The sequence below is a fragment of the Erythrobacter neustonensis genome (assembly GCF_001663175.1).
Taxonomy (GTDB): domain Bacteria; phylum Pseudomonadota; class Alphaproteobacteria; order Sphingomonadales; family Sphingomonadaceae; genus Erythrobacter; species Erythrobacter neustonensis.
This window is the reverse complement of sequence record NZ_CP016033.1, coordinates 1,678,027-1,702,243: the sequence shown is the minus strand read 5'-3', so window position 1 is coordinate 1,702,243 and position 24,217 is coordinate 1,678,027. Positions and strand designations below refer to the sequence as shown.

Annotated in this window: 28 protein-coding genes; 11 read left to right on the top strand and 17 right to left on the bottom strand. The window is 66.1% G+C overall.

The window, feature by feature from the left end; translation table 11 throughout:
• The first annotated feature begins 220 nt into the window (after positions 1 to 220).
• The 5 genes from infC to A9D12_RS07895 all read left to right on the top strand — a co-directional run bounded on the left by infC (position 221) and on the right by A9D12_RS07895 (position 6,588).
• Positions 221 to 700 (top strand): translation initiation factor IF-3, encoded by a 480-nt coding sequence (gene infC, locus A9D12_RS07915; RefSeq protein ID WP_068350794.1) that lies wholly within the window; start codon positions 221 to 223, stop codon positions 698 to 700.
• A gap of 324 nt (positions 701 to 1,024) precedes the next feature.
• Complete coding sequence (locus A9D12_RS07910) at positions 1,025 to 2,452, top strand: SLC13 family permease (protein WP_068350793.1); 1,428 nt, start codon at positions 1,025 to 1,027, stop codon at positions 2,450 to 2,452.
• Between the two features lie 168 nt (positions 2,453 to 2,620).
• Entirely contained in the window at positions 2,621 to 3,934 is a 1,314-nt protein-coding gene (locus tag A9D12_RS07905) for a cystathionine gamma-synthase family protein (RefSeq protein ID WP_068350792.1), read from the top strand.
• Positions 3,935 to 3,994: 60 nt separating this feature from the next.
• Entirely contained in the window at positions 3,995 to 4,816 is an 822-nt protein-coding gene (locus A9D12_RS07900; RefSeq protein WP_068350791.1) for an SDR family NAD(P)-dependent oxidoreductase, read from the top strand.
• 80 nt (positions 4,817 to 4,896) lie between these two features.
• The gene (locus A9D12_RS07895; protein WP_068350790.1) at positions 4,897 to 6,588 is read left to right on the top strand and encodes a DUF1963 domain-containing protein; all 1,692 of its coding nucleotides are present in this window, start codon (positions 4,897 to 4,899) and stop codon (positions 6,586 to 6,588) included.
• Positions 6,589 to 6,598: 10 nt separating this feature from the next.
• Here A9D12_RS07895 and A9D12_RS07890 read toward each other — a convergent pair whose 3' ends face one another.
• Positions 6,599 to 7,132 carry a J domain-containing protein gene (locus A9D12_RS07890; RefSeq protein WP_068350789.1) on the bottom strand — a complete coding sequence of 178 codons (534 nt, stop codon included), beginning with the start codon at positions 7,130 to 7,132 and terminating at the stop codon, positions 6,599 to 6,601.
• A 138-nt stretch (positions 7,133 to 7,270) separates the two neighbouring features.
• Between A9D12_RS07890 and A9D12_RS14675 the strand changes: the two genes are divergently transcribed.
• Positions 7,271 to 7,420 carry a hypothetical protein gene (locus tag A9D12_RS14675; protein WP_156522833.1) on the top strand — a complete coding sequence of 50 codons (150 nt, stop codon included), beginning with the start codon at positions 7,271 to 7,273 and terminating at the stop codon, positions 7,418 to 7,420.
• Between the two features lie 4 nt (positions 7,421 to 7,424).
• Here the strand turns inward: A9D12_RS14675 and pal are convergent, their stop codons facing one another.
• The 12 genes from pal to hisB form a co-directional block, all read right to left on the bottom strand.
• Positions 7,425 to 7,943: a peptidoglycan-associated lipoprotein Pal gene (gene pal, locus A9D12_RS07885; RefSeq protein WP_197489793.1), complete on the bottom strand. Its 519-nt coding sequence runs from the start codon at positions 7,941 to 7,943 to the stop codon at positions 7,425 to 7,427.
• An 85-nt stretch (positions 7,944 to 8,028) separates the two neighbouring features.
• Positions 8,029 to 9,411, bottom strand: a complete 1,383-nt coding sequence (gene tolB / locus A9D12_RS07880; RefSeq protein WP_068350788.1) for a Tol-Pal system beta propeller repeat protein TolB — start codon at positions 9,409 to 9,411, stop codon at positions 8,029 to 8,031.
• The gene (locus A9D12_RS07875; protein WP_156522832.1) at positions 9,411 to 10,298 is read right to left on the bottom strand and encodes an energy transducer TonB; all 888 of its coding nucleotides are present in this window, start codon (positions 10,296 to 10,298) and stop codon (positions 9,411 to 9,413) included. The genes tolB and A9D12_RS07875 overlap by 1 nt, the downstream gene beginning before the upstream one ends.
• Before the next feature lie 11 nt (positions 10,299 to 10,309).
• A complete protein-coding gene (locus tag A9D12_RS07870; RefSeq protein WP_068350787.1) occupies positions 10,310 to 10,750 on the bottom strand; it encodes an ExbD/TolR family protein in 441 nt (146 codons plus the stop codon).
• Positions 10,750 to 11,469 carry a protein TolQ gene (gene tolQ, locus A9D12_RS07865; RefSeq protein ID WP_197489792.1) on the bottom strand — a complete coding sequence of 240 codons (720 nt, stop codon included), beginning with the start codon at positions 11,467 to 11,469 and terminating at the stop codon, positions 10,750 to 10,752. The genes A9D12_RS07870 and tolQ overlap by 1 nt, the downstream gene beginning before the upstream one ends.
• Positions 11,462 to 11,911 carry a YbgC/FadM family acyl-CoA thioesterase gene (locus A9D12_RS07860; RefSeq protein ID WP_068350786.1) on the bottom strand — a complete coding sequence of 150 codons (450 nt, stop codon included), beginning with the start codon at positions 11,909 to 11,911 and terminating at the stop codon, positions 11,462 to 11,464. Before A9D12_RS07860 ends, tolQ begins: the two co-directional genes overlap by 8 nt.
• A gap of 89 nt (positions 11,912 to 12,000) precedes the next feature.
• Complete coding sequence (locus A9D12_RS07855; protein ID WP_068350785.1) at positions 12,001 to 12,381, bottom strand: histidine triad nucleotide-binding protein; 381 nt, start codon at positions 12,379 to 12,381, stop codon at positions 12,001 to 12,003.
• Positions 12,382 to 12,696, bottom strand: coding sequence for a phosphoribosyl-ATP diphosphatase (locus A9D12_RS07850; RefSeq protein ID WP_156522831.1), 315 nt, complete (start codon positions 12,694 to 12,696; stop codon positions 12,382 to 12,384).
• Between the two features lie 14 nt (positions 12,697 to 12,710).
• Positions 12,711 to 13,475 carry an imidazole glycerol phosphate synthase subunit HisF gene (hisF, locus tag A9D12_RS07845; RefSeq protein WP_068350783.1) on the bottom strand — a complete coding sequence of 255 codons (765 nt, stop codon included), beginning with the start codon at positions 13,473 to 13,475 and terminating at the stop codon, positions 12,711 to 12,713.
• A complete protein-coding gene (hisA, locus tag A9D12_RS07840) occupies positions 13,472 to 14,203 on the bottom strand; it encodes a 1-(5-phosphoribosyl)-5-[(5-phosphoribosylamino)methylideneamino]imidazole-4-carboxamide isomerase (protein WP_068350782.1) in 732 nt (243 codons plus the stop codon). Before hisA ends, hisF begins: the two co-directional genes overlap by 4 nt.
• Positions 14,200 to 14,826: an imidazole glycerol phosphate synthase subunit HisH gene (hisH, locus tag A9D12_RS07835; RefSeq protein ID WP_068350781.1), complete on the bottom strand. Its 627-nt coding sequence runs from the start codon at positions 14,824 to 14,826 to the stop codon at positions 14,200 to 14,202. The genes hisA and hisH overlap by 4 nt, the downstream gene beginning before the upstream one ends.
• A complete protein-coding gene (gene hisB / locus A9D12_RS07830; protein WP_068350780.1) occupies positions 14,819 to 15,427 on the bottom strand; it encodes an imidazoleglycerol-phosphate dehydratase HisB in 609 nt (202 codons plus the stop codon). The genes hisH and hisB overlap by 8 nt, the downstream gene beginning before the upstream one ends.
• 129 nt (positions 15,428 to 15,556) lie before the next feature.
• Here hisB and A9D12_RS07825 point away from each other — a divergent pair, with 129 nt between their 5' ends.
• From A9D12_RS07825 to A9D12_RS07810, 4 genes are all read left to right on the top strand, one after another.
• Positions 15,557 to 16,036, top strand: a complete 480-nt coding sequence (locus A9D12_RS07825) for an SspB family protein (protein ID WP_068350779.1) — start codon at positions 15,557 to 15,559, stop codon at positions 16,034 to 16,036.
• A gap of 11 nt (positions 16,037 to 16,047) precedes the next feature.
• Complete coding sequence (locus tag A9D12_RS07820) at positions 16,048 to 16,458, top strand: hypothetical protein (RefSeq protein ID WP_068350778.1); 411 nt, start codon at positions 16,048 to 16,050, stop codon at positions 16,456 to 16,458.
• 41 nt (positions 16,459 to 16,499) lie between these two features.
• On the top strand, positions 16,500 to 17,150 hold the full coding sequence (gmk, locus tag A9D12_RS07815; RefSeq protein ID WP_068350777.1) for a guanylate kinase: 651 nt from the start codon (positions 16,500 to 16,502) through the stop codon (positions 17,148 to 17,150).
• Positions 17,151 to 17,413: 263 nt separating this feature from the next.
• Positions 17,414 to 18,901, top strand: coding sequence for a porin (locus A9D12_RS07810; RefSeq protein WP_082925459.1), 1,488 nt, complete (start codon positions 17,414 to 17,416; stop codon positions 18,899 to 18,901).
• A gap of 30 nt (positions 18,902 to 18,931) precedes the next feature.
• Here A9D12_RS07810 and A9D12_RS14880 read toward each other — a convergent pair whose 3' ends face one another.
• The 4 genes from A9D12_RS14880 to A9D12_RS07790 form a co-directional block, all read right to left on the bottom strand.
• A complete protein-coding gene (locus A9D12_RS14880; RefSeq protein ID WP_197489791.1) occupies positions 18,932 to 19,105 on the bottom strand; it encodes a hypothetical protein in 174 nt (57 codons plus the stop codon).
• Positions 19,106 to 19,264: 159 nt separating this feature from the next.
• Positions 19,265 to 20,077 carry an SDR family oxidoreductase gene (locus A9D12_RS07800; protein WP_068350775.1) on the bottom strand — a complete coding sequence of 271 codons (813 nt, stop codon included), beginning with the start codon at positions 20,075 to 20,077 and terminating at the stop codon, positions 19,265 to 19,267.
• A 4-nt stretch (positions 20,078 to 20,081) separates the two neighbouring features.
• Positions 20,082 to 21,221, bottom strand: a complete 1,140-nt coding sequence (locus A9D12_RS07795; RefSeq protein ID WP_068350774.1) for an acyl-CoA dehydrogenase family protein — start codon at positions 21,219 to 21,221, stop codon at positions 20,082 to 20,084.
• A gap of 64 nt (positions 21,222 to 21,285) precedes the next feature.
• On the bottom strand, positions 21,286 to 22,479 hold the full coding sequence (locus A9D12_RS07790; protein ID WP_068350773.1) for an acyl-CoA dehydrogenase family protein: 1,194 nt from the start codon (positions 22,477 to 22,479) through the stop codon (positions 21,286 to 21,288).
• Between the two features lie 223 nt (positions 22,480 to 22,702).
• Between A9D12_RS07790 and A9D12_RS07785 the strand changes: the two genes are divergently transcribed.
• Positions 22,703 to 24,190, top strand: coding sequence for an MFS transporter (locus A9D12_RS07785; RefSeq protein WP_068350772.1), 1,488 nt, complete (start codon positions 22,703 to 22,705; stop codon positions 24,188 to 24,190).
• Positions 24,191 to 24,217 lie beyond the last annotated feature (27 nt).

Genomic DNA, 24,217 nt, shown 5'->3' with positions numbered 1-24,217 from the left:
CGTTGAACCGACATGCACAATTCATATTGGATAGGTGGACCCCAGTAAGAATCCCGGTGCTCCGGCCAAACTGCGCCCTTTAAAGACTCCACCTAGCGCTTCGCTCCGTTTCGCACTACATAGCCGCCAACACGAAGCCACCACAGGAGAATACCCTATATCACGTCCACCCCGGCGCTCGTTGGCCCCGCCTGTAAAAAGCGGCCCTCGATTTGATAACATGATCAACGTCCCCAAGGTCCGCGTCATCGACGATGAAGGCGAGAACCTCGGCGTGATGTTCACCCGCGAAGCGATCGAGCAGGCCAACGAGAAGGGCCTGAACCTCGTCGAAGTGTCCCCGAGTGCGGACCCGCCGGTGTGCAAATATCTCGATGTCGGAAAATTCCGCTTTGAAGCGCAGAAGAAGGCCAATCTGGCGCGCAAGACGCAGAAGACCCAGGACATCAAGGAAGTGAAGATGCGGCCCAACATCGACACGCATGATTATGACGTGAAGATGCGCAACGTCGCCAAGTTCATCGGCAACGGCGACAAGGTCAAGATCACGCTGCGCTTCCGCGGACGCGAAATGGCGCACCAGCATCTCGGCATGGACCTGCTCAAGAAGGTGCAGGACGACGTGGCCGAATATGCCAAGGTCGAAGCCTTCCCGCGGCTCGAAGGCCGCCAGATGCTGATGGTGCTGTCGCCCAAGTAAGCGGCACGGCCCGGCAGACATACCCGAAGGGCGGAGCCGCGGATGCGCAGCTTCGCCCTTTTGCTTTGGTCGCGACGAACGACATGTGGGCCGGATCAGCGCGTTACACCGTCCGATGGCGGGCGACACATCGGCGCGCAGGTCCGCTATAACCGCGCTTGCGATCCGGACGGGCGGCTATGTTGGTCCCCGCCCCGGCCTCCGTCCGGATTGCATCCCCCCTTCGTGCGCCCCGCGCTCTTGCGCCGTGGCGGCTGCGGCTGATAGGCCCTTTGCGAAGAACAAGGCGCCCGAACAGCGCGCCGGAGGGGAACACCGCCAGACATGACACCGCGCCGGATCGGGCTTGCCTTGGGGCCGCTTGTCTTTGCCGCGACGCTGATCGCCGCGCCGCCTGCCGGGATGGCGTGGGGCGCATGGGCGGTTGCGGGGCTGACCGTGTGGATGGCGGCGTGGTGGATGACCGAGGCGGTGCCGCTTGCCGTGACCGCGCTGCTGCCCTTCGTGGTGCTGCCGCTGGTGGGCGTTGCCACCGCCGAGGCGACGGCTGCGACCTATTATTCGCCGATCCTGTTCCTGCTGCTGGGCGGCGCGTTCATCGCGCTCGCGATCGAGCGCACCGGGTTGCACCGCCGGTTGAGCCTCGCCATCCTGCGCATGGTGGGGACGTCGGGCGGGCCGGTGCGGCTGCTGCTCGGCTTCATGATTGCCGCGGCGCTATTGTCGATGTTCATCTCCAACACCTCGACCGCGCTGATCATGATGCCGATGGCGCTCGCGGTGCTCGATGGCGGCGGCGGCGGCGACCGCTCCGATGGCGAGGGATTTCGGCAGGACGGTATTTATGGGGCGCTGCCGATGGGGATCGCCTTTGCCGCGAGCATCGGCGGGCTGGGCACGATCGTCGGCTCGCCCACCAATGCGATTGCGGTGGGGCTGCTCGACACGATCGCCGGCGTGCGGATCACCTTTGTGCAGTGGTCGCTTTACGGCGTCCCGCTGGTGGCTTTCAGCATCCCGCTCGCCGCGTGGATCGTCGCGCGGGTGCAGAACGTTGCCGCGCACCCCTTCGACATCGACGCCGCGCGCGCCGCGATTGCGACCCACGCGCGCTGGTCCGCGCCCGAAAAGCGGCTGGTACCGCTGTTCGCGCTGACCTTCCTCGCGTGGGTGACGCAGCCCCTCGTCGCGCCGCTGCTACCCGCCGGATCGTGGACCGACGGAACGATCGCGGTGATCGCGTCGCTGGCGCTGTTCCTGGTGCCCGACGGCACGGGGCGACCGCTGCTGATCTGGCAGGAGGCCGACCGCGCGCCGTGGAGCGTGATCTTCATGTTCGGCGGCGGCCTTGCGCTCGCGGCGGGGATGCAGGCCTCGGGGCTGGCGGCGTGGACGGGGCAGGCGCTGCTGCCGCTCGCCGACTGGCCGCTGGTGCTCGTCGCGCTTGCGGTGGTGGCGCTGGTGATCGTGGTCACCGAATTTGCCAGCAATGTCGCGACCGCCACGGGCATCGTGCCCGTCGTCGCGGCGCTGGTGGTGGCGCTGGGGGCGGACCCGGTGCTGCTGGCGCTGCCCGCGGCGCTCGCGGCAAGCTGGGGCTTCATGCTGCCTGCAGGCACCGGCCCCAATGCGATCGCATGGGCGACCGGGCGCATCCGGATCGGCGCGATGGTCAAGGCGGGTGCGCTGCTCGATGTGGCGGGGATCGCGTTGATCGTGGCGGTGGTGTGGACAATCGCAACGCTGACGTGAAATGATCGCACCGAGGCTTGAAACGATCATGCGCGCGCGATATTCCTGCGCCAGCATTGCGGTGGCAGCGGAGAGGCGTTCCTGCGGAGGTTAGGAACGGGCGCCCTGATCCTTCGCACCCTGCTCCCGCCTTCCTGGGAGCATGAGCACAAGGAAGGATGCGCCGTCATGACCGACGCCGTGAACGCTGCCACGACCCCCACCCCCCGCCGCAAACCCAAGCCCGCCAAGCGCGAGATCGGCGGCCGTCCGCTCAAGCCCTCCACCCTGATGATGGGCCACGGCTATGATCCGGTTCTGTCCGAAGGGTCGCTGAAGGCGCCGATCTTCCTCACCAGCACCTTCGCCTTCGAAAGCGCGGCGGCCGGCAAGCGCCACTTCGAAGGCATCACCGGCATTCGCGAAGGCGGTGCGGAAGGCCTCGTCTATTCGCGCTTCAACGGGCCGAACCAGGAAATCCTCGAAGATCGCCTTGCCGTGTGGGACGGGGCTGAGGACGCGCTGACCTTCTCGAGCGGGATGACCGCGATCTGCATCCTGATGATGGCCTATGCCAGCGCGGGCGACGTGATCGTGCATTCGGGCCCGCTGTATGCCGCGTCCGAAGGCTTCGTCGCCAAGACGCTGTCGCGCTTCGGGGTGACCTATGTCGATTTCCCCGCCGGGGCGACGCGCGAGGAACTCGATGCGGTGCTGGCCAAGGCCCGCGCGCAGGCCGACGCGCAGGGCGGCAAGGTCGCGATGATCTATCTCGAAAGCCCGGCCAACCCGACCAATGCGCTGGTCGATGTCGAAGCGGTGCGCGATGCGCGCGATGCGGCGCTTGCAGGCACCCCGATCGCGATCGACAACACCTTCCTTGGGCCGCTGTGGGCGCGCCCGCTCGATCAGGGGGCCGATATCGTCGCCTATTCGCTGACCAAGTATGTCGGCGGCCATTCCGATCTGGTCGCGGGCAGCATTGCCGGCGCGAAGAAATGGATCAACCCGGTGCGCGCGCTGCGCAACACGATGGGCGGGATTGTCGATCCCCACACCGCGTGGATGTTGCTTCGCAGCCTGGAAACGGTCGAACTGCGGATGCAGCGCGCGGGCGAGAACGCCGCCAAGGTGTGCGCTTTCCTGCGCGATCATCCCAAGGTCGAAGGGTTGGGCTATCTCGGTTTCATCACCGATCCGCGCCAGCAGGACATCTATGACCGCCATTGTCTTGGCGCGGGCAGCACGTTCTCGGTGTTCATCAAGGGCGGCGAGGCCGAATGCTTCCGCTTCCTCGACAATCTGACCATCGCCAAGCTCGCGGTCAGCCTCGGCGGGACCGAGACGCTGGCGAGCCACCCGGCCTCGATGACGCACCTTTCGGTGCCGCAGGCGCGCAAGGATCTGCTGGGCATCACCGACAACCTCGTGCGGATCAGCGTCGGGATCGAAGATGCCGACGATCTGATCGCCGATTTTGCGCAGGCGCTCGAAACGGTCTGACCATCATCCCCTTGCCGCCGTGTTGGCAGTGCGCCAGTGTGGCGGCAAGGGAGACAAGCCATGACCGATCGCCGCAAACCCGTTTTCCTCGTGATAGGCGCGGGCGCCGGGATCGGGGGCAATGCCGCCTTGCGCTTTGCCGCAGGCGGCTATCACGCGGTGCTCGCGCGGCGTTCGGACGAGGCGGGCCTTGCGCGCATGGTCGCTGAAATCGAGGCCGCGAGCGGCACGGCGTCGGGCACGCTACTCAACGCGGCCGAGGACGGCAGCATCGAGGAACTGGTCGAACGCACCGAACGCGACATCGGCCCGGTCCATACCGCGCTCTACAACCTCGGCGCGCAGATCGGCACCCGCGCGCTCGACCAGACGCCGCACCGCACCTTCGAGCTTGGCTGGCGGCTGGGCACCTATGGCGTGTTCCGGCTTGCGCATGCGCTGCTGCCGCACATGACCGCGCGTGCCGCTGAGGGCACGCTAGGCACATTGCTGGTGACATCGTCGACCGCCTCGGTGCGCGGCAATGCCGGGCAGCACAGCCACGCCGCAGCGATGGGCGGGCGGCGGATGCTGTGCCAGACGCTAAATGCCGAATTTGCCGCGCAGGGCATCCACGTTGCGCACGTGATCGTCGATGGCCCGGTCGATGCACCCGATACGCTGGGCAAGCTTCTGGGCGACAGTTTTGGCGCCTTCAAACAGGCCAAGGGCAAGGACGGCGTGATCGACCCCGCCGCGCTGGCCGAAACCTATTGGCATCTGGCGCACCAGCCGCGCAGCTGCTGGACGCACGAGGTGGATGTGCGCCCGTGGACCGACACGCCGTGGTGGAACGACAATCCCGACCCGCAGGTCGCCGTGACGCGCCGCCCTCAGATTTAGCGCGAAATTGATTACCCTCGCGCAGAATGGCGGCAACAGACCGCCCGTTTGCCGCGGTTTCGCTGCGTGGGGGTGCGAGAATGCCGGACAGTTTTGCAGACAAACTTGCCTTTGCCGCCATTCTGATGGTGGTGGTTATCGGGATTGCGGTGGTGCAGGCCGTTATCCGGCTGGCGCGAACCGCAGCGGCGAGACGGGCAAGCTTGACGGACGAGATTGCCGATCCCGAAAGTCTGGACCAGCAATCCGTGCGAACCTCCGGCTTCGGACGCAGGCGTGCGGCCGGAAACCTTGCGGGCGAAGCGGATCCATTCGATCAGGCGGCGGCCCCTGCCCCGGCGGCAAATCCGCTGGCAGGGATGGACGCGGCGACGCTGCTGGCAAGGATCAACGCGGACAACGCACCCCCGCCCCCGCACGAGGGCCCCCTGCCCCGCGCAATCGAGGCGGCGCGCCGGCGCCCGATCGTGTTCCGCGTGTCCGCGCCCGGGGGGCCTGACACGGACGGTCTGTCATTTTATGGCGGGCAGCCGATCGGCCCGGCAGATTTCATCTGGCCGCGTTCGCAGGGGGCAGACGGCGTGCCGCTGACCTTCATCATGCAGTGGGACTGCGCGCAACTTGCGCCGCTCGACGCGACCGGATTGATGCCCGATGAAGGGGTATTATACTGCTTTATCGACCTGTCGTGGGGCAACGGCGACGCGCAGGCGCAGCTCGAAGCCTTCCTCCACCATTCCGGTCCAACCGAAGGCTGGGCCGAAATTCCCGTGCCCGACGTTGCGCCGCCAATCTTTGGCGACCAAGGCCCTCGCTGTGTCGCCGGATGTACCGACAAGGTCGACGACGCCGCCGTTTTCGTCCCGCGCATCATGCCGCGCTTCCCCTTTGCGCCCGCCGCGTTCGATTATCCGCTCACCGCGCTCGATCCTGCGGAAGGCGAGCGATTGTTCTGGGGCGATGCATCGGCGGCGCCGCGCTTGCTCGCCGTGCAGAACGAAGGCCGCGCCGATACTCGCCCGGTCCGCGACATCGACGCGCCCCGGCCTGATTTTGCCCGCCCCTTTGCCGCATTCCCGCACGATTTCGGCGCCGTCCGGGTGCTGGCCGCGGCGATGCTCGATCAGACCCGCAGGCCCGACCGGCCCACATCGAAGCACCTGTTTTCCGATCTTTCCGACGAAGAACGCGTTGCGCGCATCAACGGCTGGCACAACGAAGCCAAGGAACTGTTCGCGCTCGGTTGCCAGCGCCCCGCCGGCACCGCGATCGAACAGCAGATTGCGGACGATGTGTGGCGCTGGGCCGAAGAACGGCAGGGAATGCTGCGCTTCGGCTTCGACAATCTCGTCGTCCGCTCGGTCGATTTGAGCCTCGGTGTCGGCAGCGCGGCAATCGGCCGGATCCCGGCGGAATGGATCGACAAGGCGATGGCGGTCCACGCGCTCGCCAGCGAATATATGGCCGACGAAGCGCCCGACCATTCGCGACCGGGCGGATATGACGAATGGCGGGCGAGGAAGGAGGCGGGCGAACTGCCGCGCGTGCGCAATACCCATGCACCCACACCGGCGCACATGTTCGGCCCGCCCAGCTACGTGCAGGGCTATGTCGAGGAACTGGTCGACGATCACCTGCTGCTGCTCGAACTGACCAGCGGTTCAGGGCCTGAGCATCATTTCGGCGAAGGCGTGCTGCAATATCTGATCAGCCCCGAAGATCTCGCCGCGCGGCGGTTCGACCGGGTGACATCCGTGCTCAGCGGTTACTGACCGGCGCGGATCAGCCCTTCCATTCGCGGCGTTCTTCGGCGGCGCGCAGCACTTCGTAGGCGGTCTGGATCACCTGGAACTGCTTGGCCGCCTCGGCATCGCCGGGTTTCACGTCGGGGTGCACTTCTTTCGCCCGCGCGCGGTAGGCTTTCTTGATCGCGTCGAAATCGGCATCGGGATCGAGGCCCAGCGCTTCCAATGCGCGCATTTCATCGGCGCTGCGCGACCCGTCGCCCGACCCTGCCCAGCCATAATGCGAGGCTTCGGAATAGCCTGCGCTTTCGGCGCGTTCGGCCTTGGCGCGCTCTTCCTTTTCGGCCGCTTCGAGCCCTTCGAAATAGTCCCAGCGCGAATTGTATTCGGCAGCATGTTTCTGGCAGAAATACCAGCGGTCGCGGCTGTTGGGGGCCTTGGGCGCGGGGCAATTGCCCGGCTCGTCGCAGCCGTGGCGGTCGCAGATGCGCACATTGGCGGCTTCCTGCGAAGCGCCATAGGGCCGCCAGCGCGGGAAACCCCAATCCATCGACCGGCGCGCGCGGCTCATCGGGGCAGGCCCTGCATCATGTCGTTGGTCGATTGTCTCACGCGCTCAATCTAGGCGCAGTGGGACCGAATGGAAAGGCGTGAGAGGGATGGAACAAGTTGCAATGTGAAATGTTGCATTGCAAAAGGACCACCGATCATGAGCCAGCAACTGACCCTCTCAAGCCTGTTTTGCGTTCTCGCGCTCGCGGGGCTGTGCGTGGTGACGGGCGTGCGCGATCTGGCGGGCATGGAGCCGCCGGTGGCGATGCAGCAGGCCGAACTTGCGCCGGGCCTGCTGCACGGCTGATCGATCAGTTGATCATCACGCTCGCGGCGCGGCGGTTCTGCGCCCAGGCGGTTTCGTTCGATGCCAGCGCGACGGGGCGCTCCTTGCCGTAGCTGACCACCGCGATGCGGTTAGGGTCGACGCCCATGCTCACCAGATAGGCCTTGGCCGAATTGGCGCGGCGTTCACCCAGCGCGATGTTGTATTCGCGCGTGCCGCGTTCATCGGCGTGGCCTTCGATCGTGAAGGTGAGCTGCGGATAGCGCGCGAAATACTGAGCCTGCGCCTGCAGCGCGGCGGCATCCTGCGAATCGATGTTGTAGCGATCTGTATCGAAATAGATTGTCGTGGCCGAACCAACGGCGCCTGCGAAATGCGCCTGCGTGCCCGGCGCGGCGGTGCCACCTGTGTCGGTGGTGGGCTGCGTCACCGGGGCGGTGTTGTCGACCGGTGCGGGCGGCAGTTCGGCGGGCGCCTTTTTCGAGCAGGCAGCAAGTCCGGTGGCCGAAGCCAGCAGCAGCATGGTGGCGATCTTGGCGTTCATGTGTGACGTCCTTTGATACGGTTGCGGGGGAAGAAAGAAGCCGCCCATTGTAACGGCAATCGGGGCCAAAAATGGGCCGGGCGGCTTACGGACGGATCGGGCCCCATGCCGGGTCCGAGGCATCGGCATAGGTCGGCAGGCGGCGTTCGTTCTGGCCGGTCAGGTCGACCTGCCAGATCGCCGAACGCCCGGTGTTCCTTTCGGTGCGGAAGAACTGGATGATCCGACCGTTGGGCGCCCAGGTGGGGGCCTCGTCCTGCCAGCCCTTGGTCAGCACGCGCATGTTCCCGCCGCTGGTGTTCATCACCGCGACGTTGAAATCGCCGGCGATGCGCGTGAAGGCGATCTGGTCGCCGCGCGGGCTCCATTCAGGCGTGGCGCAGCGGCCGCCGAAGAAGCTGATGCGCTTCTGGTTCCTGCCGTCGGCATCCATGATGTAGCATTGCTGCGTGCCCGAACGGTCGCTTTCGAACACGATCTTGGTGCCATCGGGCGAGAACGATCCGCCGACATCGATTCCCGGATTGTCGGTCAGCTTGACCGGTGTGCCGCCGGTTGCCGGGATGCGGTAGATATCGGTGTTGCCCGCCACCGCCATCGAGAACAGGATATATTTGCCATCGGGCGACCAGCGCGGGGCCATCGTCGGTTTGCGGTTTTCGGTCACCACCACCTGCTTGCCGCTGTTGATGTCATAGACATAGATCCGCGGATTGCCGTCGACATAGGAGAGATAGAGGATCTTCGAATAGTCGGGCGAATAGCGCGGGGTGAGCGCGGTGGCGCTGCCCAGCGTCAGGAAGCGGTGGTTCGCGCCGTCGCTGTCCATCACCGCCAGCCGCTTGACCCGGCGGTCCTTGGGGCCGGTTTCGGCGATGTAGGCGATGCGGCTGTCGAAGAACGGGGTTTCGCCGGTCAACCGGCTGAAGATCAGGTCCGAGCACTTGTGCGCCGCGCGGCGCCAGTCGCCCGGTGCGACCACCCAGCCCTCGCGCACCAATTGCTGCTGCAGCGCGACGTCGTAGAGATAGCAGCCGACCACCAGCCGCCCGTCGTCGCGCGCGGTGACATAGCCCTGCACCAGCATTTCCGCGCCCTTCCCGCCCCAGGTCGCATAGGTGGGTGCGCGCACTTCGCCAAAGGCGGGCTGCGGCAGGCTGTCGGGGCCGACCGGCTTGAACAACCCGTTGTTGCGCAGGTTGGCAGTGATGACGCGCGCGACCTCGCGGCCCAGCGCGCCGGTGCCCGCGTCGTTGGCGGGGGTGGCACGCTCGCGATCTGTCGCAAACGCTGGGATCGCGATGCCGATATCGGACCATGCAGCCTCGTCGGTGATGCGGATTTCGCCGTCATCGGCCCCGCTCTCGATCACCTCGACCGGGGCCTCGCGGGCTTGCGGCGCGCCCAGATCCTGCGCCGAGGCAAGGGTTGCGGTTCCGGCAAGCAGCACGGCGAGCAGCGACTTCATCACGAATTCCTATCGAAGACCAGAGTGAAGGTATTTTGGCCGGAAGGCACGGGGAACGGCACCGTGAACTTGCCGACCAGCTTGATCGCGCGCACGGCCTCCTCGCGGTGGCGGGCAACCTGCGCGCGGTTGAGATCGGTCACCCCGGTGGTCGCGCCGACCAGTTCGGGCTCGCCCGCTAGCGTGCCATCGGGGTTGAGGCGGAAACGCACGCGGGTCACCAGCAATTCGGCATCGGGGCCTTGGGGGACGCGGCCCTGCCATTTGATCTTGACCTGCCGCCCAACCGCGCTGCGCAGCGAGGCGATTTCGCTCGCCCCCACGGTGGTTGCCGGCGCGCGGGTTTCGGTGGCGGTGGCGGAAGACCCACGCCCTTCGAGGAAATCGTCGCCGATCCGGCTGCCGCCGCCGCTTTTGGGGGCGGTCTGCCGGGCGGGGGTGGGCGCGGTCTGGCGCGACGGGCTGGAAGCCGCGCTGGGCCGGGCTGCGGGCGTGCGGGATGGCTGCGGCTGCTGGCGTGCGGGCGCGGCGGTGGTAGGCCGCGGAACGGGGCGCGGTGCAGTGGTGGGTTGCGGGCGCGGCGCGGGCGCACGCTGCTGCGGCGGCGTCGGCGGAACGGGCGCGGGCGCGGGCTGAACATCCGGCGCTGGCGCAGGATCGGGTGACAATGTCGGCGCGGTCGATGCGCGGCTTTCGGCGACGGGTTTGGGCGCGGCGGACTGCATCCCGACATCGGTCGCAAGGCTCACCGTGATGCGTTCGGGAAAGACATCGACCTCGCTGCGCATCGTCTGCGTCGCGAGCACACCGACCAGCGCCACGTGCAGCACGAGCGCGGCACCGAGGCCGATCTTCTCGTCGTTGCGCAAGGCGAGCGTTCCCATCATCCTGCCTATCGCTATGGGGCCGAAACTGAACCATCGGTGACCAGCGAGATCGAGGTGAAGCCCGCACGGCCAAGCTCGCCCATCACCGCCATCACCCGGCCATAATTGAGACTGCGATCCCCGCGCAGCACCACCAGCGGCTGTTCGCCCCCGCGATTCAACACTTCGAGCGCGGCGGGCAGCCCGCCCTCGGGCACGGGGGTATCCTCGATATAGATCGTGCCTGCGGAATCGACCGAGACGGTGATCTGGTCGGGCTTTTCCTCGACCGGCGCGGCGCGGCTTTCGGGAAGGTCCACCGGCACGCCGACCGCAGGCAGCGTCACGGTTACCATGAAGATGATCAGCAGCACCAGCATCACGTCGACCAGCGGCGTGACGTTGATTTCCGCCATCGCCGCGCGGCGCGAGCGCTTGCCCTTGCGGCCGCGGCTGGAGACACCCATCCCCATTACGCGCGGTCCAGCTCGCGGCTGAGGCCCGTGTGCAGCTTGTCAGCGAAGCGTTGCAGCCCCGCCTCATAGCGGTCGACCGATCCGCCGAAGCGGTTGTAGGCGATCACCGCGGGAATCGCGGCAAACAGGCCGATCGCGGTCGCGAACAGCGCCTCGGCAATGCCGGGGGCGACCACGGCAAGGCTCGCGCTCTGCTGCGCGCCGATCTGGAAGAACGAATTCATGATCCCCCACACCGTGCCGAACAGGCCGACGAAGGGCGCGACCGAGCCGACCGTGGCGAGGAAGTTCAACCGGCCCGCCAGCGCGTCGGATTCCTCGGCGATCTGGCTGTCCATGACAGCGGCGATCCGCTGGCGCGCGGCATCGCGGTCGACCGGCTGCTTGACGGTGGATTTGCGCCATTCGTCGATCCCGGCCGCCGCGATCCGCGCGGCGGGGACTTCCTTGCGCACCTGCTTGGTCAGCAATGCCTCGCGGTCGCCCTGATCCCAGAACTCGCCTTCGTATTCGCGCGATTTCTTCGCAAGGCTGCCAATCCGCATGGAGAAGGAGACGATGATCATCCACACCCACACGCTGGCAAGGATCAGGCCGATCATCACCGCCTGGACGATGATGTCTGCCTGCAAAAACAGCTCGACCGGATCGAGCCGGGTCGGGGTGGCAGCAGGCACGGCGGCGGCAAGCAGGGCGAGCGTCACGGGGTCAGGCATCCTTGTTCATGAAAGTCGTAAAGGCAGCGCGCCATTCGGCAGGCTGGCGGCGCGGGCGGCCATCCAGGGTGATGAAACCGACGCGCAGGGTTCCCTCGCACAGCACATCCTTGCCGCGCCGCGCGATCTGGTGCATCCGGCACGAGGCTGCGCCAAGGTCGGTGCAGCGGGTTTCGATCACCACGTCATCATCTAGCCGTGCGGGCGCGCGGTAACGCAGGTTCACCTCGCTCAGCGCATAGGCACCCTCGCCGCTCTCGATCGCGGCGCGCTGGTCGATGCCGAGCATGCGGAGCAGATCGCTGCGCGCGCGCTCGAACCAGCGCAGATAATTGGCGTGATAGGTGATCCCCGACAGGTCGGTGTCCTCGTAATAGACGCGAACGGCATACAGGTGCCGCGCGCCATCAAGGACGCCGCCGGGAGGATGCGGAGAGGTCATGCAGGGTCACCTAGCGCAGCGGGGAATCGCTGCAAAGGGCGCTGTTTGCGATTTGTCGATGAACGGCAGACTATCGGGGTCAGGCGGGGTCAGCGCCGGGCGATCATCGGGCCCAGCCGCTCGCCGCCGAAGATATGCACGTGCAGATGCGGCACTTCCTGCCCGCCATGCGCGCCGATGTTCGCCAGCAGCCGATAGCCCGGCTCGACCAGTCCCTTGGCCCGCGCCACTTCGCCCACCGCGCGCACGAAGCCGCCGATTTCGGCATCGGAAGCCTTGGCGGAAAAATCGTCCCAGCTGACATAGCGCCCCTTGGGGATTACCAGCGTGTGATTGGCAGCCTGCGGGTTGATGTCCTCAAAGGCGAAGGCCCAGTCATCCTCGTAAACCTTGGTCGAGGGGATTTCGCCGCGCAGGATGCGGGCGAAAATATTGTTGTCGTCGTAGGGCTGGGTCGGGTCGATCGGCATCTATGCGCTCCGGCTGGCTTTTTCATCGAGACCCGAGACACCCTCGCGCCGGTCGAGTTCGGCGAGCACGCGATCGAGCGGCACGCGCTTTTCGCCCAGCAGCACCATCAGGTGAAAGATCAGATCGGCGGCCTCGCCCACCAGTTCGGCCTCGTCTCCCGCCAGCGCGGCGATCACGGTCTCGGTCGCTTCCTCGCCCACCTTCTGCGCGATCTTGGCAAGGCCTTTGGCATGCAGTTTCGCGACGTAGCTCGTCTCGGGCGAGGCGGCGAGGCGCTGGGCGATCGTGGTTTCGAGGCGCGTCAGAGTGTCCATGCGGGCCTTGTGGTTCAATCCCCGCGCGCGGGCAAGCCTGCCGCGCGCAAGGCCGCGTGCGCCTCGGCGATGGTGTGCTGGCCGAAATGGAAGATGCTTGCCGCGAGCACCGCGCTGGCGTGGCCCTCGGTTACACCCGCCACGAGGTGTTCGAGGCTCCCCACGCCGCCGCTCGCGATCACCGGCACGCTGACGGCATCGGCAATTTCGCGGGTGAGTTCGAGGTCATAGCCGCGCTTGGTGCCGTCGCCGTCCATGCTCGTCACCAGCAATTCGCCCGCGCCAAGGTCTGCGACCTTCAGCGCATATTCGACCGCATCGATCCCGGTCGGCTTGCGGCCGCCGTGCGTAAAAATTTCCCAGTTCCCGCGCGGCGTCCGGCGCGCGTCGACGGATGCGACGACGCACTGGCTGCCGAAGCGCTCGGCAATCTCGCCCACCAGTTCGGGCCGGGCGACCGCAGCGGAGTTCACCGCCACCTTGTCGGCTCCGGCAAGCAGCAGCGCGCGCGCGTCCTCGGCGCTGCGGACGCCTCCACCGACGGTGAGCGGCATGAAGCACACCTGCGCCGTGCGGCGCACCATGTCGAGCAGCGTCCCGCGCCCTTCATGGCTGGCCGAAATATCGAGGAAGCACAGCTCGTCCGCGCCCGCCGCATCATAGGCGCGCGCCTGTTCGACGGGATCGCCCGCGTCCTTCAGGTCGACGAAGTTCACGCCCTTGACCACGCGGCCATCGGCCACGTCGAGGCATGGGATGACGCGGATGCGGACGGTCATTGCGCCCGCTCTGCCATCGCAATCGCTGCGGCAAGATCGAGCCGCCCTTCATAGAGCGCGCGGCCCGTAATCACGCCTTCGATCCCCTCGCCCGCGTGGAGCGCAAGCATGTGGATGTCATCCAGCCCCTTCACGCCGCCGCTGGCGATCACCGGGATGTCGACCCGGCGCGCAAGATCGACCGTGGCCTCGATGTTCACGCCTTTCAGCAGGCCATCGCGGCCGATGTCGGTGAACAACAGTGAGGCGACGCCGGCATCCTCGAACCGGCGGGCAAGATCGGTGACCGGCACGTCGGAGACTTCCGCCCAGCCCTCGGTCGCGACCATGCCGTCTTTCGCGTCGACCGCGACGACGATCCCGTTCTCCCACTCCTTCGCCATGTCCTTGACGAAGTCGGGGTTCTTGAGCGCCGCCGAACCCATCACCACGCGCGACACGCCGAGGTTGAACCAGCCTTCGACCGCCGAAGCGTCGCGGATGCCGCCGCCCAGTTGCACATGGCCGGGGAAGGCCGAAAGGATCGCTTCGACCGCTGCGCGGTTGCGGCTTTCGCCCGCAAAGCTGCCGTCGAGATCGACCACATGCAGAAATTCAGCCCCCGCATCGGCGAAGATCATCGCCTGCGCGGCCGGATCATCGCCGTAGATCGTGGCGCGGTCCATGTCGCCTTCGGCAAGGCGGACGACTTGGCCGTTCTTGAGGTCGATGGCAGGAAAGACGATCACGGGAACCACTCCAGAAAGCGCCGGAGCGTGGCAAGGCCGTAGGCCTGGCTCTTCTCCGGGTGAAACTGCACACCGATAATGTTGTCGCGCGTGACTGCTGCGACCAGCCCCTCGCCGTGATCGGTCATCGCGGCGATATGGTGCGGGTCGTCTGCGGCAAAGTGATAGGAGTGGAGGAAATAGGCCTCGCCCTCCTCGATCACTGCATCGCCGCGCGCGTGGGGGAGCATCGCGACATCGTTCCAGCCCATGTGCGGCACCTTGATCGCGGGGTCGGAGGGCGCAATCAGCCGCACCTCGCCCGGCACCCAGCCCAGCCCCGCCGTCTCGCCATGCTCGAGCCCGCGGGTGGCGAGCAATTGCATGCCGACGCAGATGCCAAGAAACGGCGCGCCGCCCACGTGGACGCGCTCGGTCATCGCCTCGACCATGCCGGAAATCGCGTTCAGCCCTTGCGCACAGGCCTTGAAGCTGCCGACACCGGGCAGAACGATCCGGTCCGCGGCGCGCACCACGTAAGGATCGGCGGTAACGGTGACATCGGCGCCTGCCGCCTTCAGCGCATTGTGGACGGAATGGAGATTGCCCGCGCCGTAATCAACGAGCGCGACCACCTCACCCACCGAGCTGCCCCTTGGTGCTCGGGATCGCGCTGCCCTTTCTCGGGTCACGCTCGACCGCCTGCCGCATCGCGCGGGCAAAGCCCTTGTAGAGGCTTTCGCAGATGTGGTGATTGTTCGTGCCGTGGAGCAGCTCCATGTGGAGCGTGATGCCAGCGGATTGCGCGACCGAATGGAACCAGTGCTCGATCAGCTCGGTGTCCCATTCGCCCAGTTTTTCCTGCGTGAACTTGGCCTTCCACACCAGATAGGGCCGCCCCGAAATGTCGAGCGCGACGCGGCTGAGCGTCTCGTCCATCGGCGAATAGGCCGCGCCATAGCGCCCGATCCCGGCCTTGTCGCCCAGCGCATCGCTGATCGCCTGCCCCAGCGCGATCGCCGAATCCTCGGTGGTGTGGTGCTGGTCGACATGCAGATCGCCGTCGACATGCATCGTCACGTCGATCAGCGAATGGCGGCTGAACTGTTCGACCATGTGGTCGAGAAAACCGATGCCGGTGTGCACGTCATAGGCACCCGTCCCGTCGAGATTGACGGCGATGGCGATCTTGGTTTCGGTGGTGTTGCGGTTCACCGATCCGGTGCGGGGAGCTGTGCTGGCCATGCCCCGCGCTATAGTCTGCCGTGCGCGCAAGACAAGCGCGCGCGCATCGCGGGCGCGGCGCGGCGATTCCGGCTAAACGCGCCAAACCACTTGACCAAGTCGCCGAGTGCAGCCACCACTTGCCCCGTTATGACCAGTGATATGCCCGACAGCCTGATCCCTTATGACGAGATCGTGCAGGAAGCCCTGCGTGCGGTTGTCGGCAGGGTGCTGGGCTCGATCGTCAGCAGCGGCAGCACGCTGCCCGGCACGCACCATTTCTACATCACCTTCAAGACCGCCGCCCCCGGCGTATCGATCCCGCCGCACCTGCGCGAACGTTTCCCCGACGAGATGACGATCGTGCTGCAGAACAAGTTCTGGGATCTCGAAGTCGGGCCGCAGGGCTTCTCGGTCAGCCTGACCTTCAATCAGGTGCCCGCCAAGCTGTCGATCCCCTATGCCGCGATCACCGCCTTCGTCGATCCGGCGGTCGATTTCGGGCTGCAGTTCCAGGCCGCAGCCGACGAGCTCGAACCCGAAGCGCATGACGATGCCGAAAACGATGGCCCCGATGTCGATCCCGATGGTTCGAACGTGGTCTCGATCGATTTCGGCCGGAAGAAATAGGCGCCCGCACGATGGCCAGACGGACACGGCGCGTCAGGCGTGGCAAGGGATCGGCCGCTGCTGGTGGCGAGACTGCCGTGACCCCGGCCGGCAAAAACCGCGTGCCGCTGCCCAGCCCCGATGCGGGCACCAATCTTGTCATTGCCGATGTCGTGCTGCGCGCGGCAGGCGGCTTGCTGCGCGACCGGATGGAAAAGGGTCTGCTCTCGCAAACCCACGGCAAGTCGAGCGCGCACCGGCTGGTCGAGAAGCGCGGGATCGTCTCCAGCCTTGCACTTTACGGGGCGAGCCGGCTGGCGCGGAAGTCGCCGCTGGGCCTTGCGGTGGTGGTCGGCGGAATGGCGGCCAAGGTGTTCTACGACCGCGGCAAGCGCGCCGAGAAAACCGCGCCGCGGATCAAGCCGCCCAAGCGCAATGGCTGACCGCGCTTGATTTGACCCCCGCTGATGGTGCAACGGGCGCCATGGGCGATTCCTCACACACTTCCGATGACCGGCTGCACCGCCGGGGCCTGATGTTCATCCTGTCCTCGCCCTCGGGTGCGGGCAAGACGACGCTGTCGCGGATGCTGCTTGCGCGCGATTCCGAGATCAAGCTGTCGGTCAGCGCCACCACCCGCCCGCCGCGTCCCGGCGAGGTCGACGGGGTGCATTACCATTTCGTCAGCCCTCAGGAATTCGACCGGATGGTCGAAGAGGACGACTTCTACGAATGGGCGCATGTCTTCGGCCACCGCTATGGCACGCCCAAGGGCAAGATCCGCGCCGGTCTGAAGGACGGCAAGGACGTATTGTTCGATATCGACTGGCAAGGAACCCAGCAACTTTACCAGAAAGATCAGCAGGATGTGGTGCGCGTATTCATCCTGCCCCCCTCGCTCGAAGAACTTCACCGCCGGCTCACCGGACGCGCGACCGACAGCGCCGAAGTCATCGCCGCACGGATGGAACGTGCGCGCGCGGAAATCAGCCACTGGGACGGATACGACTATGTCATCATCAATGACAACGTCGATGTCTGCTTCGAGAAGGTTCACGCGATTCTCGAAGCCGAACGCATGAAGCGCCAACGCCAGACCGGGCTGATCCCGTTCGTGCGCGGGTTGATGGGCTGAGGCGCGCGAGCCGGCCGCATGTTTCACGTGAAACATGGCCTTAAAGCACCGGCAAAGCCCCTCTTCGGCGCAGCAAACATGGCCCGGGACGGGGTCTAAACGGGGCTGGAGGGGGTCTGATCGGGGTCAAGACTGGAGACCTTGCGCATTTGTCATAATTCATCGCAAAGCGGTCGCATTTGTCACATGAGTGAAACGTAGCGGCCATAATGGCCCCGCATCCGGCCGGTCGTCGACGGGCCTTTTGCGAAAGCTCCTGCGTTATGTCGCCCCGCGCTCCGATTGCCGCAATCCGCCTTGTCGCCGCAGGTTTTCTGCTTTCCGCCAGCCTTCCCGCGATTGCGCAAGGCACGGCCCCGGCAGTGGGCGAATCGGCCGATGGCGCAACAATTGCCGATCTCCAGCGCCAGATCGACGAATTGAAGGCGCTGGTCGGCGCGCTTCAGGCGCAGCGCGCGGCCCCTGCCGCGCCCGCGCCCGCGCCCGCATTGGCGGTGTCGCAGACCCCCGCCGCGGCCCCCTCGCCTGCACCGCTCGCCGGCCCGGCTGCCGATGCCCCCGTTACCGCCGCCCAGCTTGCCGCCGCGCCTGCGCCGGCCAAGCCCAAGGCGTGGTATGAAAAGCTGCGCCTGCGCGGTTACACGCAGATGCGGTTCAACCAGATCGTGTCGGGCGATGCCGATGCGCCGGCGGGCATTTCGCGTCTGCGCACGATCGGCGACGGCGACGTGCGCCCGGGCAACAATTTCAGCTTCCGCCGGATGCGGCTGGTGCTGCAGGGCGATATTAACGAGCACGTCTCGCTTTACTTCCAGCCCGATTTTGCCGCCGCGGTATCGAACCAGTCGGCGGGAGAGCGGCGCGAAGGCAGCGTCAGCCTGCGCGACATGTATGCCGATGTCTTCCCCTTCGATGACAAGTCGTTCCGCGTCCGGCTGGGCCAGTCGAAAGTGCCGTATGGCTGGGAGAACATGCAGTCCTCCTCGAACCGCCTCGCGCTCGACCGCACCGATGCGATCAATTCGGCGGCCTCGGGCGAGCGCGATTTGGGGATCGTCGCCTATTACACGCCCGCACGCGTGCAGGCGATCTGGAAGCGGCTCGAGGATGACGGGCAAAAGCTTTTCGGCAATTACGGTGCTTTCGGGTTCGGCGCTTTCAACGGGCAAGGGCTCAATCGCACCGAAGGCAACGACGGGGTGATGCTGGTGGGTCTGGCGACCTGGCCGTTCGAACTGGGCGGCATCGGGCTTGACGGGCAGGTCTTCGAAATCGGCGGATCGGTGATGCACAACCGCATCCGCCCCGAAGTGCGCACCGGCGGCCTCAGCGCCGCAAGCTTCAAGGACGAACGCGTCAACGTCCACGCGATCCTCTACCCGCAGCCCATCGGCGTGCAGGCCGAATGGAACTGGGGCACCGGCCCGGAATTCGTTCCCGCGACCGGCCAGATCGAGGAACGCCCGCTCAACGGCGGTTATGTGCAGGTGATGGGCAAAATCGACGAAAGCCCGCTCGGGACGATCTATCCCTTCGCGCGCTGGCAGTATTACCGCGGCGGTTTCAAGGCGGCGATCAATTCCCCGCGGCTCGAAACCGAGGAACTCGAACTCGGGCTCGAAATGCAGATCGACAAGGCGCTGGAAATCACCGCGACCTATGGCTTTGCCAAGCGCAAGGAAGCCGACGAGCGCCGCACGGGTCAGGCCGAGGGGCAGATCCTGCGCCTTCAGGCCCAGTGGAATTATTGAGGATCATCCACCGGGCCTGATGCGAAGCCGTTACTCGGGCGGAACTTCGTCAGGCCCGCGGCCCGGCTGGTCGATATCGGGCGCGGGCGGCTCGGTTTCGGGCGGGCTTGCGGGCTCGATCGGGTCATCCATCGGCGGCGGGGTTTCGATCGGCGGCGCGGCGGGTTCAACCGTATCGGGATTGGGCGTGGGTATCGATGCCATGGCTTTGCGCTCCTTTTCGGGCTTGGTCAGGAGATAAGCGCGCAAAGTGCCAGCCGGTGCCATCGCCCAGCGACATTTTGCCGCACGCCCGCGCCGCCCGGGCATGAAAAAGGGGCCGGAAGATCGCTCTCCCGGCCCCTTTTTTTCATCGCCGCAGGATCAGTGCCCGCCGCCCGCCGGATCGGCAAAGTGGTTGGGAAGCAGCGCGTTGACCACGCCGCCATCCACGGTCAGCGTATCGCCCACCACGTAATCGCCTGCGCGGCTGCACAGGTAGATTGCGGCTGCCGCCATGTCTTCGGCCGTGCCGATGCGCTTGGCCGGGATGCCGCTCGCCGATGCATCGGGCGCGTCCTTGGCGGCCTTGTTCATCTCGGAGGGGAAGGCGCCGGGCGCGATCGAGGTGACGACGATATTGTCCTGGATCAGCCGCGCGGCCATGCGCCGGGTCAGTTGGATCACCGCCGCCTTCGATGCCTGATAGGCATAGGTTTCCCACGGATTGATCCGCTGCCCGTCGATCGAGGAGACGTGGATCACCTTGGCCGGGCGCCCCTGCTTGCCGCCCGCGACCAGCAGATCGTGGAGCTTCTGCGTCAGGAAGAACGGGGTTTTGACGTTCAGATCCATCGTCCGGTGCCAGCCGGCCTCGGTGAATTCGAGATAGGGCTGGCCCCATGCCGCGCCCGCGTTGTTGATAAGGATATCGAGATGATCCTCGCGCGACTTCAGCTCGTCCGCCAGCGCGATCATCCCGTCCATCTGGCTGAGGTCAGCGGGAATACCGATCACCCGATCCGCGCCGAATTGGTCGATCGTCGCCTGCATCTGCTCGATCTTGCGCGCCGAGATATAGACCCGCGCGCAGCCTGCGGCGAGCAGGCCTTCGACGAACATCTTGCCGATCCCGCGGCTGCCGCCGGTGACGAGTGCAACGCGGCCCTGAAGGCCGAAGAGTGATTGAATGTCCATGTGATCAATATCCGCTGAGTTCGGCCACGCGGTTGGCGTGGAAATGGGCATCGCCCAGGAATTCGGCCAGAGCGCGGTCGCGCTTCATGTAGAGGCCGATGTCGTATTCGTCGGTCATGCCGATGCCGCCGTGCATCTGCACGCCTTCCTGCACCGCCAGCCGCGCTGTCTTGGCGACCTTGGCCTTGGCTACGCTGGCCATCAGGTCGGCATTGGCGCTGCCCGCATCGAGCAGTTGCTGCGCCTTGATCGTCGCCGCGCGCGCGATCTCGACCTCGGAGTAGAGGTGGCTGGCGCGGTGTTGCAGCGCCTGAAATTCGCCGATCAGCTTGCCGAACTGCTTGCGCTGCTTGAGGTAATCGACGGTCATGTCCATCGCGCCGCGGGCCACGCCCACGCCTTCGGCAGCGGCGCCCACGCGGCCTGCGATCAGCATCGCATCGAGAACGGCGCGCCCCCCGTCGATCTCCCCGATCACCGCGTCGCCATCCAGTTCGACCCCATCGAAGCGGGTGTGCGTCGCCATCGCGCTGTCGACGAGGCGCACCGCATCGTGGCTCATCCCGGCGGCATCGCGCGGGACAGCGAAAAGCGTGATCCCGTCGGCATCATCGTCGCTGCCCGAGGTGCGCGTGGCGACCACGATCATGTCCGCGCTTGCGCCCTGAATGACGAAGCTTTTCGCGCCGTTCAGGCGGAAGCCGTTGCCCGATTTCTCGGCGCGGGTGGTGATGCGGCTCGGGCGATGCTTGGCGGTCTCGTCAATCGCCACCGCGAACACGCTGTCGCCCGCGATCAGCCCGGGCAGGTAGCGGCCCTTCAGATCGTCCGACCCGTGCTTCAAGGCAGTCGCCGCCAGCACGGATGACGTCAGGAACGGCGAAGGCGTGAGATTGCGTCCGATCTCTTCCAGCACGATCCCGGCCTCGACATGGCCCATGCCCAGCCCGCCATCGGCTTCCTCGACCAGCATGCCGGTAAAGCCCATTTCGGCCATCTGCTTCCACAAGGCGTGGCCAAAGCCGTCCTTGCAGTTGCGGTCGCGCCAGTGGCGCAGGCCCTTGGCGATATTGCCTTCCTCGGCGATGAAGCCGCGCGCGGTGTCGGCGAGCATCGCCTGATCTTCGGTGTGATACAGGGGCATTGGTGTTCCCTCTCCAATTCTGTGTAACCCCGGCGCCCGGCCGGGGCGGCGTGGCCCGATGAAATCAGGCGCCCGGCAAGTCGAGGATGCGCTTGGCGATGACGTTGAGCATCACCTCGGATGTCCCGCCCTCGATCGAATTCGCCTTGGTGCGCAGCCAGCTTTTGGCAGGCTTGCCGCCATCGGTCGCCTCGCTCTCCCATTCGAGCGCGCGGGCACCGCCGACCGCCATCACCAACTCGTGACGGCGCTTGTTCAGCTCGGTCCCGGCGTATTTCATCATGTTGGGCTGCGCGGGGTGCGCCTTGCCGACCTTGATCTCGTCGAGGAATTTCTCGCCCATCGCCGCGTAAGCCAGCGCATCGACATCGAAATTGGCAAGTTCGGCGCGCAGCACGGGGTCGATCTCATCGCCGGTCCTGGCGGCATGGCGCTTCATCGCCGCGCCGATCGCTGCCGCTCGTTCGCCCCCGTCCGCGCCCGAAATCATCTCGCGTTCGTGGCCGAGGAGGTACTTCGCCACGTCCCAGCCGCGGCCCACCGTGCCCACGTAAGCGGGCACGTCGTCGCCATAGGATTTGGGCACGGTGACATCATCGAAGAAGGTCTCGCAGAAGGGCGAGGAGCCGCTGATCAGTTGGATCGGCTTGGTGGTCACGCCTTCGCTTGCCATGTCGAACAGCATGAAGGTGATGCCCTGATACTTGTCGGTCTTGTCGGTGCGGACAAGGCAGAAGATCCAGTCGGCCTGATCGGCGTAAGATGTCCAGATCTTGCTGCCGTTGACGACCCAGTGATCGCCCTTATCCTCGCCATAGGTCTGCAAGGACACAAGGTCGCTGCCCGAACCCGGTTCCGAATAGCCCTGGCACCAACGGATTTCGCCGCGCGCGATTTCGTTGAGGAAGCGCTGCTTCTGGCCTTCGGTGCCGAAATGCAGCAGCGCCGGGCCGAGCATCCAGATCCCGAAGCTGCTCAACGGCGGCCGCGCATTGATCGCGCCCATTTCCTCGCGCAGCACCTTGGCTTGCGGAGCGGTCAGCCCTGCGCCGCCATATTCCTTGGGCCACATCGGCACGGTGTAGCCCTTGGCGACACACGCTTCGAGCCATGCGCGCTGGGCATCGTTCTTGAAGGTCGCGCGGCGGCCGCCCCAGTAGATATCGTCCTCGCCGCGCACGGGTTCGCGCATCTCGGGCGGGCAGTTCGCCTCCAGCCAGGCGCGGGTTTCAGTGCGGAAGTTTTCCAGATCGGTCACGGGCCGAGTCTCCTCTCTCGTCTCTCACTTGACGCTTACGTTAGGAGCAATTCGGCAAGCGCTGCAAGCGCCGATCTTGTTACCGCGCGTGCCGTAGCGTCAGGCGCAAAGACGCGTCTTGCGCGATTGACGCAGGCACCAATCGGTCTAGTCTTGCAACCCAATAAGGGAGAGAGACAGTGACCGGAACGGGTCTGGCGGCGGGCGTGCGGAGCCCCGCCACATGAGCGCTGTGCGCGCGCCGCAAACCGGGCAGCAATTGCCCACGCGGCTGCGCATCATCCACGGCGCGGGCGCGGTGGCCTTTGGCGTGAAGGACAACGGCTTTTCGTTCTTTCTGCTGATCTATTACAATCAGGTGCTGGGGATGGATGCGGGGCTGGTCAGCCTTGCGCTGCTGATCGCGCTGCTGGTCGATGCGCTGGTCGATCCCCTGATCGGCAACCTGTCCGACCGCACCTATACCGCGTGGGGCCGCCGCCTGCCGTGGCTTTATGCCGCGCCCGTTCCGCTCGCCTTTGCCTGGGCCTATCTGTGGACGCCCCCGGCGGGCGCGGAGCCTTCGTTCCTCGGGCTTGTCGGCATTGCGATCGTGGTGCGGCTGCTGCTGTCGGCGTGCGAGGTGCCGTCGATCAGCCTCGTCCCTGAAATGACGCAGGACTATGACGAGCGCACCACGCTGTTCCGCTACCGCGCGCTGGCGGGATGGATCGGGGGGCTGGGCATGATGGTGCTGGCCTACACCGTGTTCATGCCGGGCGCGCAAGGCCTGCTCGATCCCGATGGCTATTTCGCGTTCGGCGTGTTCGGCGCGGTGGTGATGGCGGTGTCGGTGATCGGTTCGGCGCTGGGACAGCACCGGCTGCTTGCCCGTCTGCCAGCGCACAAGCCCCCGCCCTTTTCGCTGAAGACCGCTTTTGCCGAGATTACCGAGGCATTTTCCGAACGCGCGTTCCTGATCCTCGCGGCGGGCGCGGTGGCGGCCTATGTCAATCAGGGGCTGATTTTCTCGATCTCGAACTATCTCAACCTGTTCGTGTGGCAGCTCACCCGCGAACAGCTGGTGCTCTATCCGCTGGTGCTGTTCGCCTCGGTGGTGCTGATGTTCGTGGTGATCGGGCCGATGCATGCGCGCTGGGGCAAGGCGCGCACTGCCGCCTTTACCGCGGTGGCGGGCGCAGCAATCGGCTTTGCGCCTTATGCGCTGTTCCTGATCGGCGCGTGGCCGCCTGCGGGCAGCTATCCCTCCACCCTCGCCTTCTTTGCCTTCCTGCTGTTTGCCAACACGCTCGGCGTTGTCTCGATGGTGTCGGCCACGTCGATGATCGCCGAAATCGTCGAGGCTTTCGAGGAGCGCACCCACCGCCGCGCGGAGGCCGCGTTCTATTCGGGCAACTGGCTGATCCAGAAATGCGCGACCGGGCTCGGCATCTTCCTGACCGGGCAAATCATCGCCTTCTCGCAGCTTCCCGCCAATGCCGCCCCCTCCAGCGTCGATCCGGCGGTGCTGACCCGGCTGGTGCTGGCTTTCGGCGGGTCGGCGGTGGTGCTGGCGCTGGCGGCGGCGTTCTGGCTGATCCGCTTCCCGATCAGCCGGCAAGAGCACGAGGCGCGGCTCGCACGGCTGGTCCATCACCGGGCGCAGGCACACGCCAGTCCGCTCGACGAGGCGGCGCGCGCCGACCCGGAAGGCCATTCGATCGGCGCGTAATTCTTGCAGAAATGAGAGCTTGGCGGG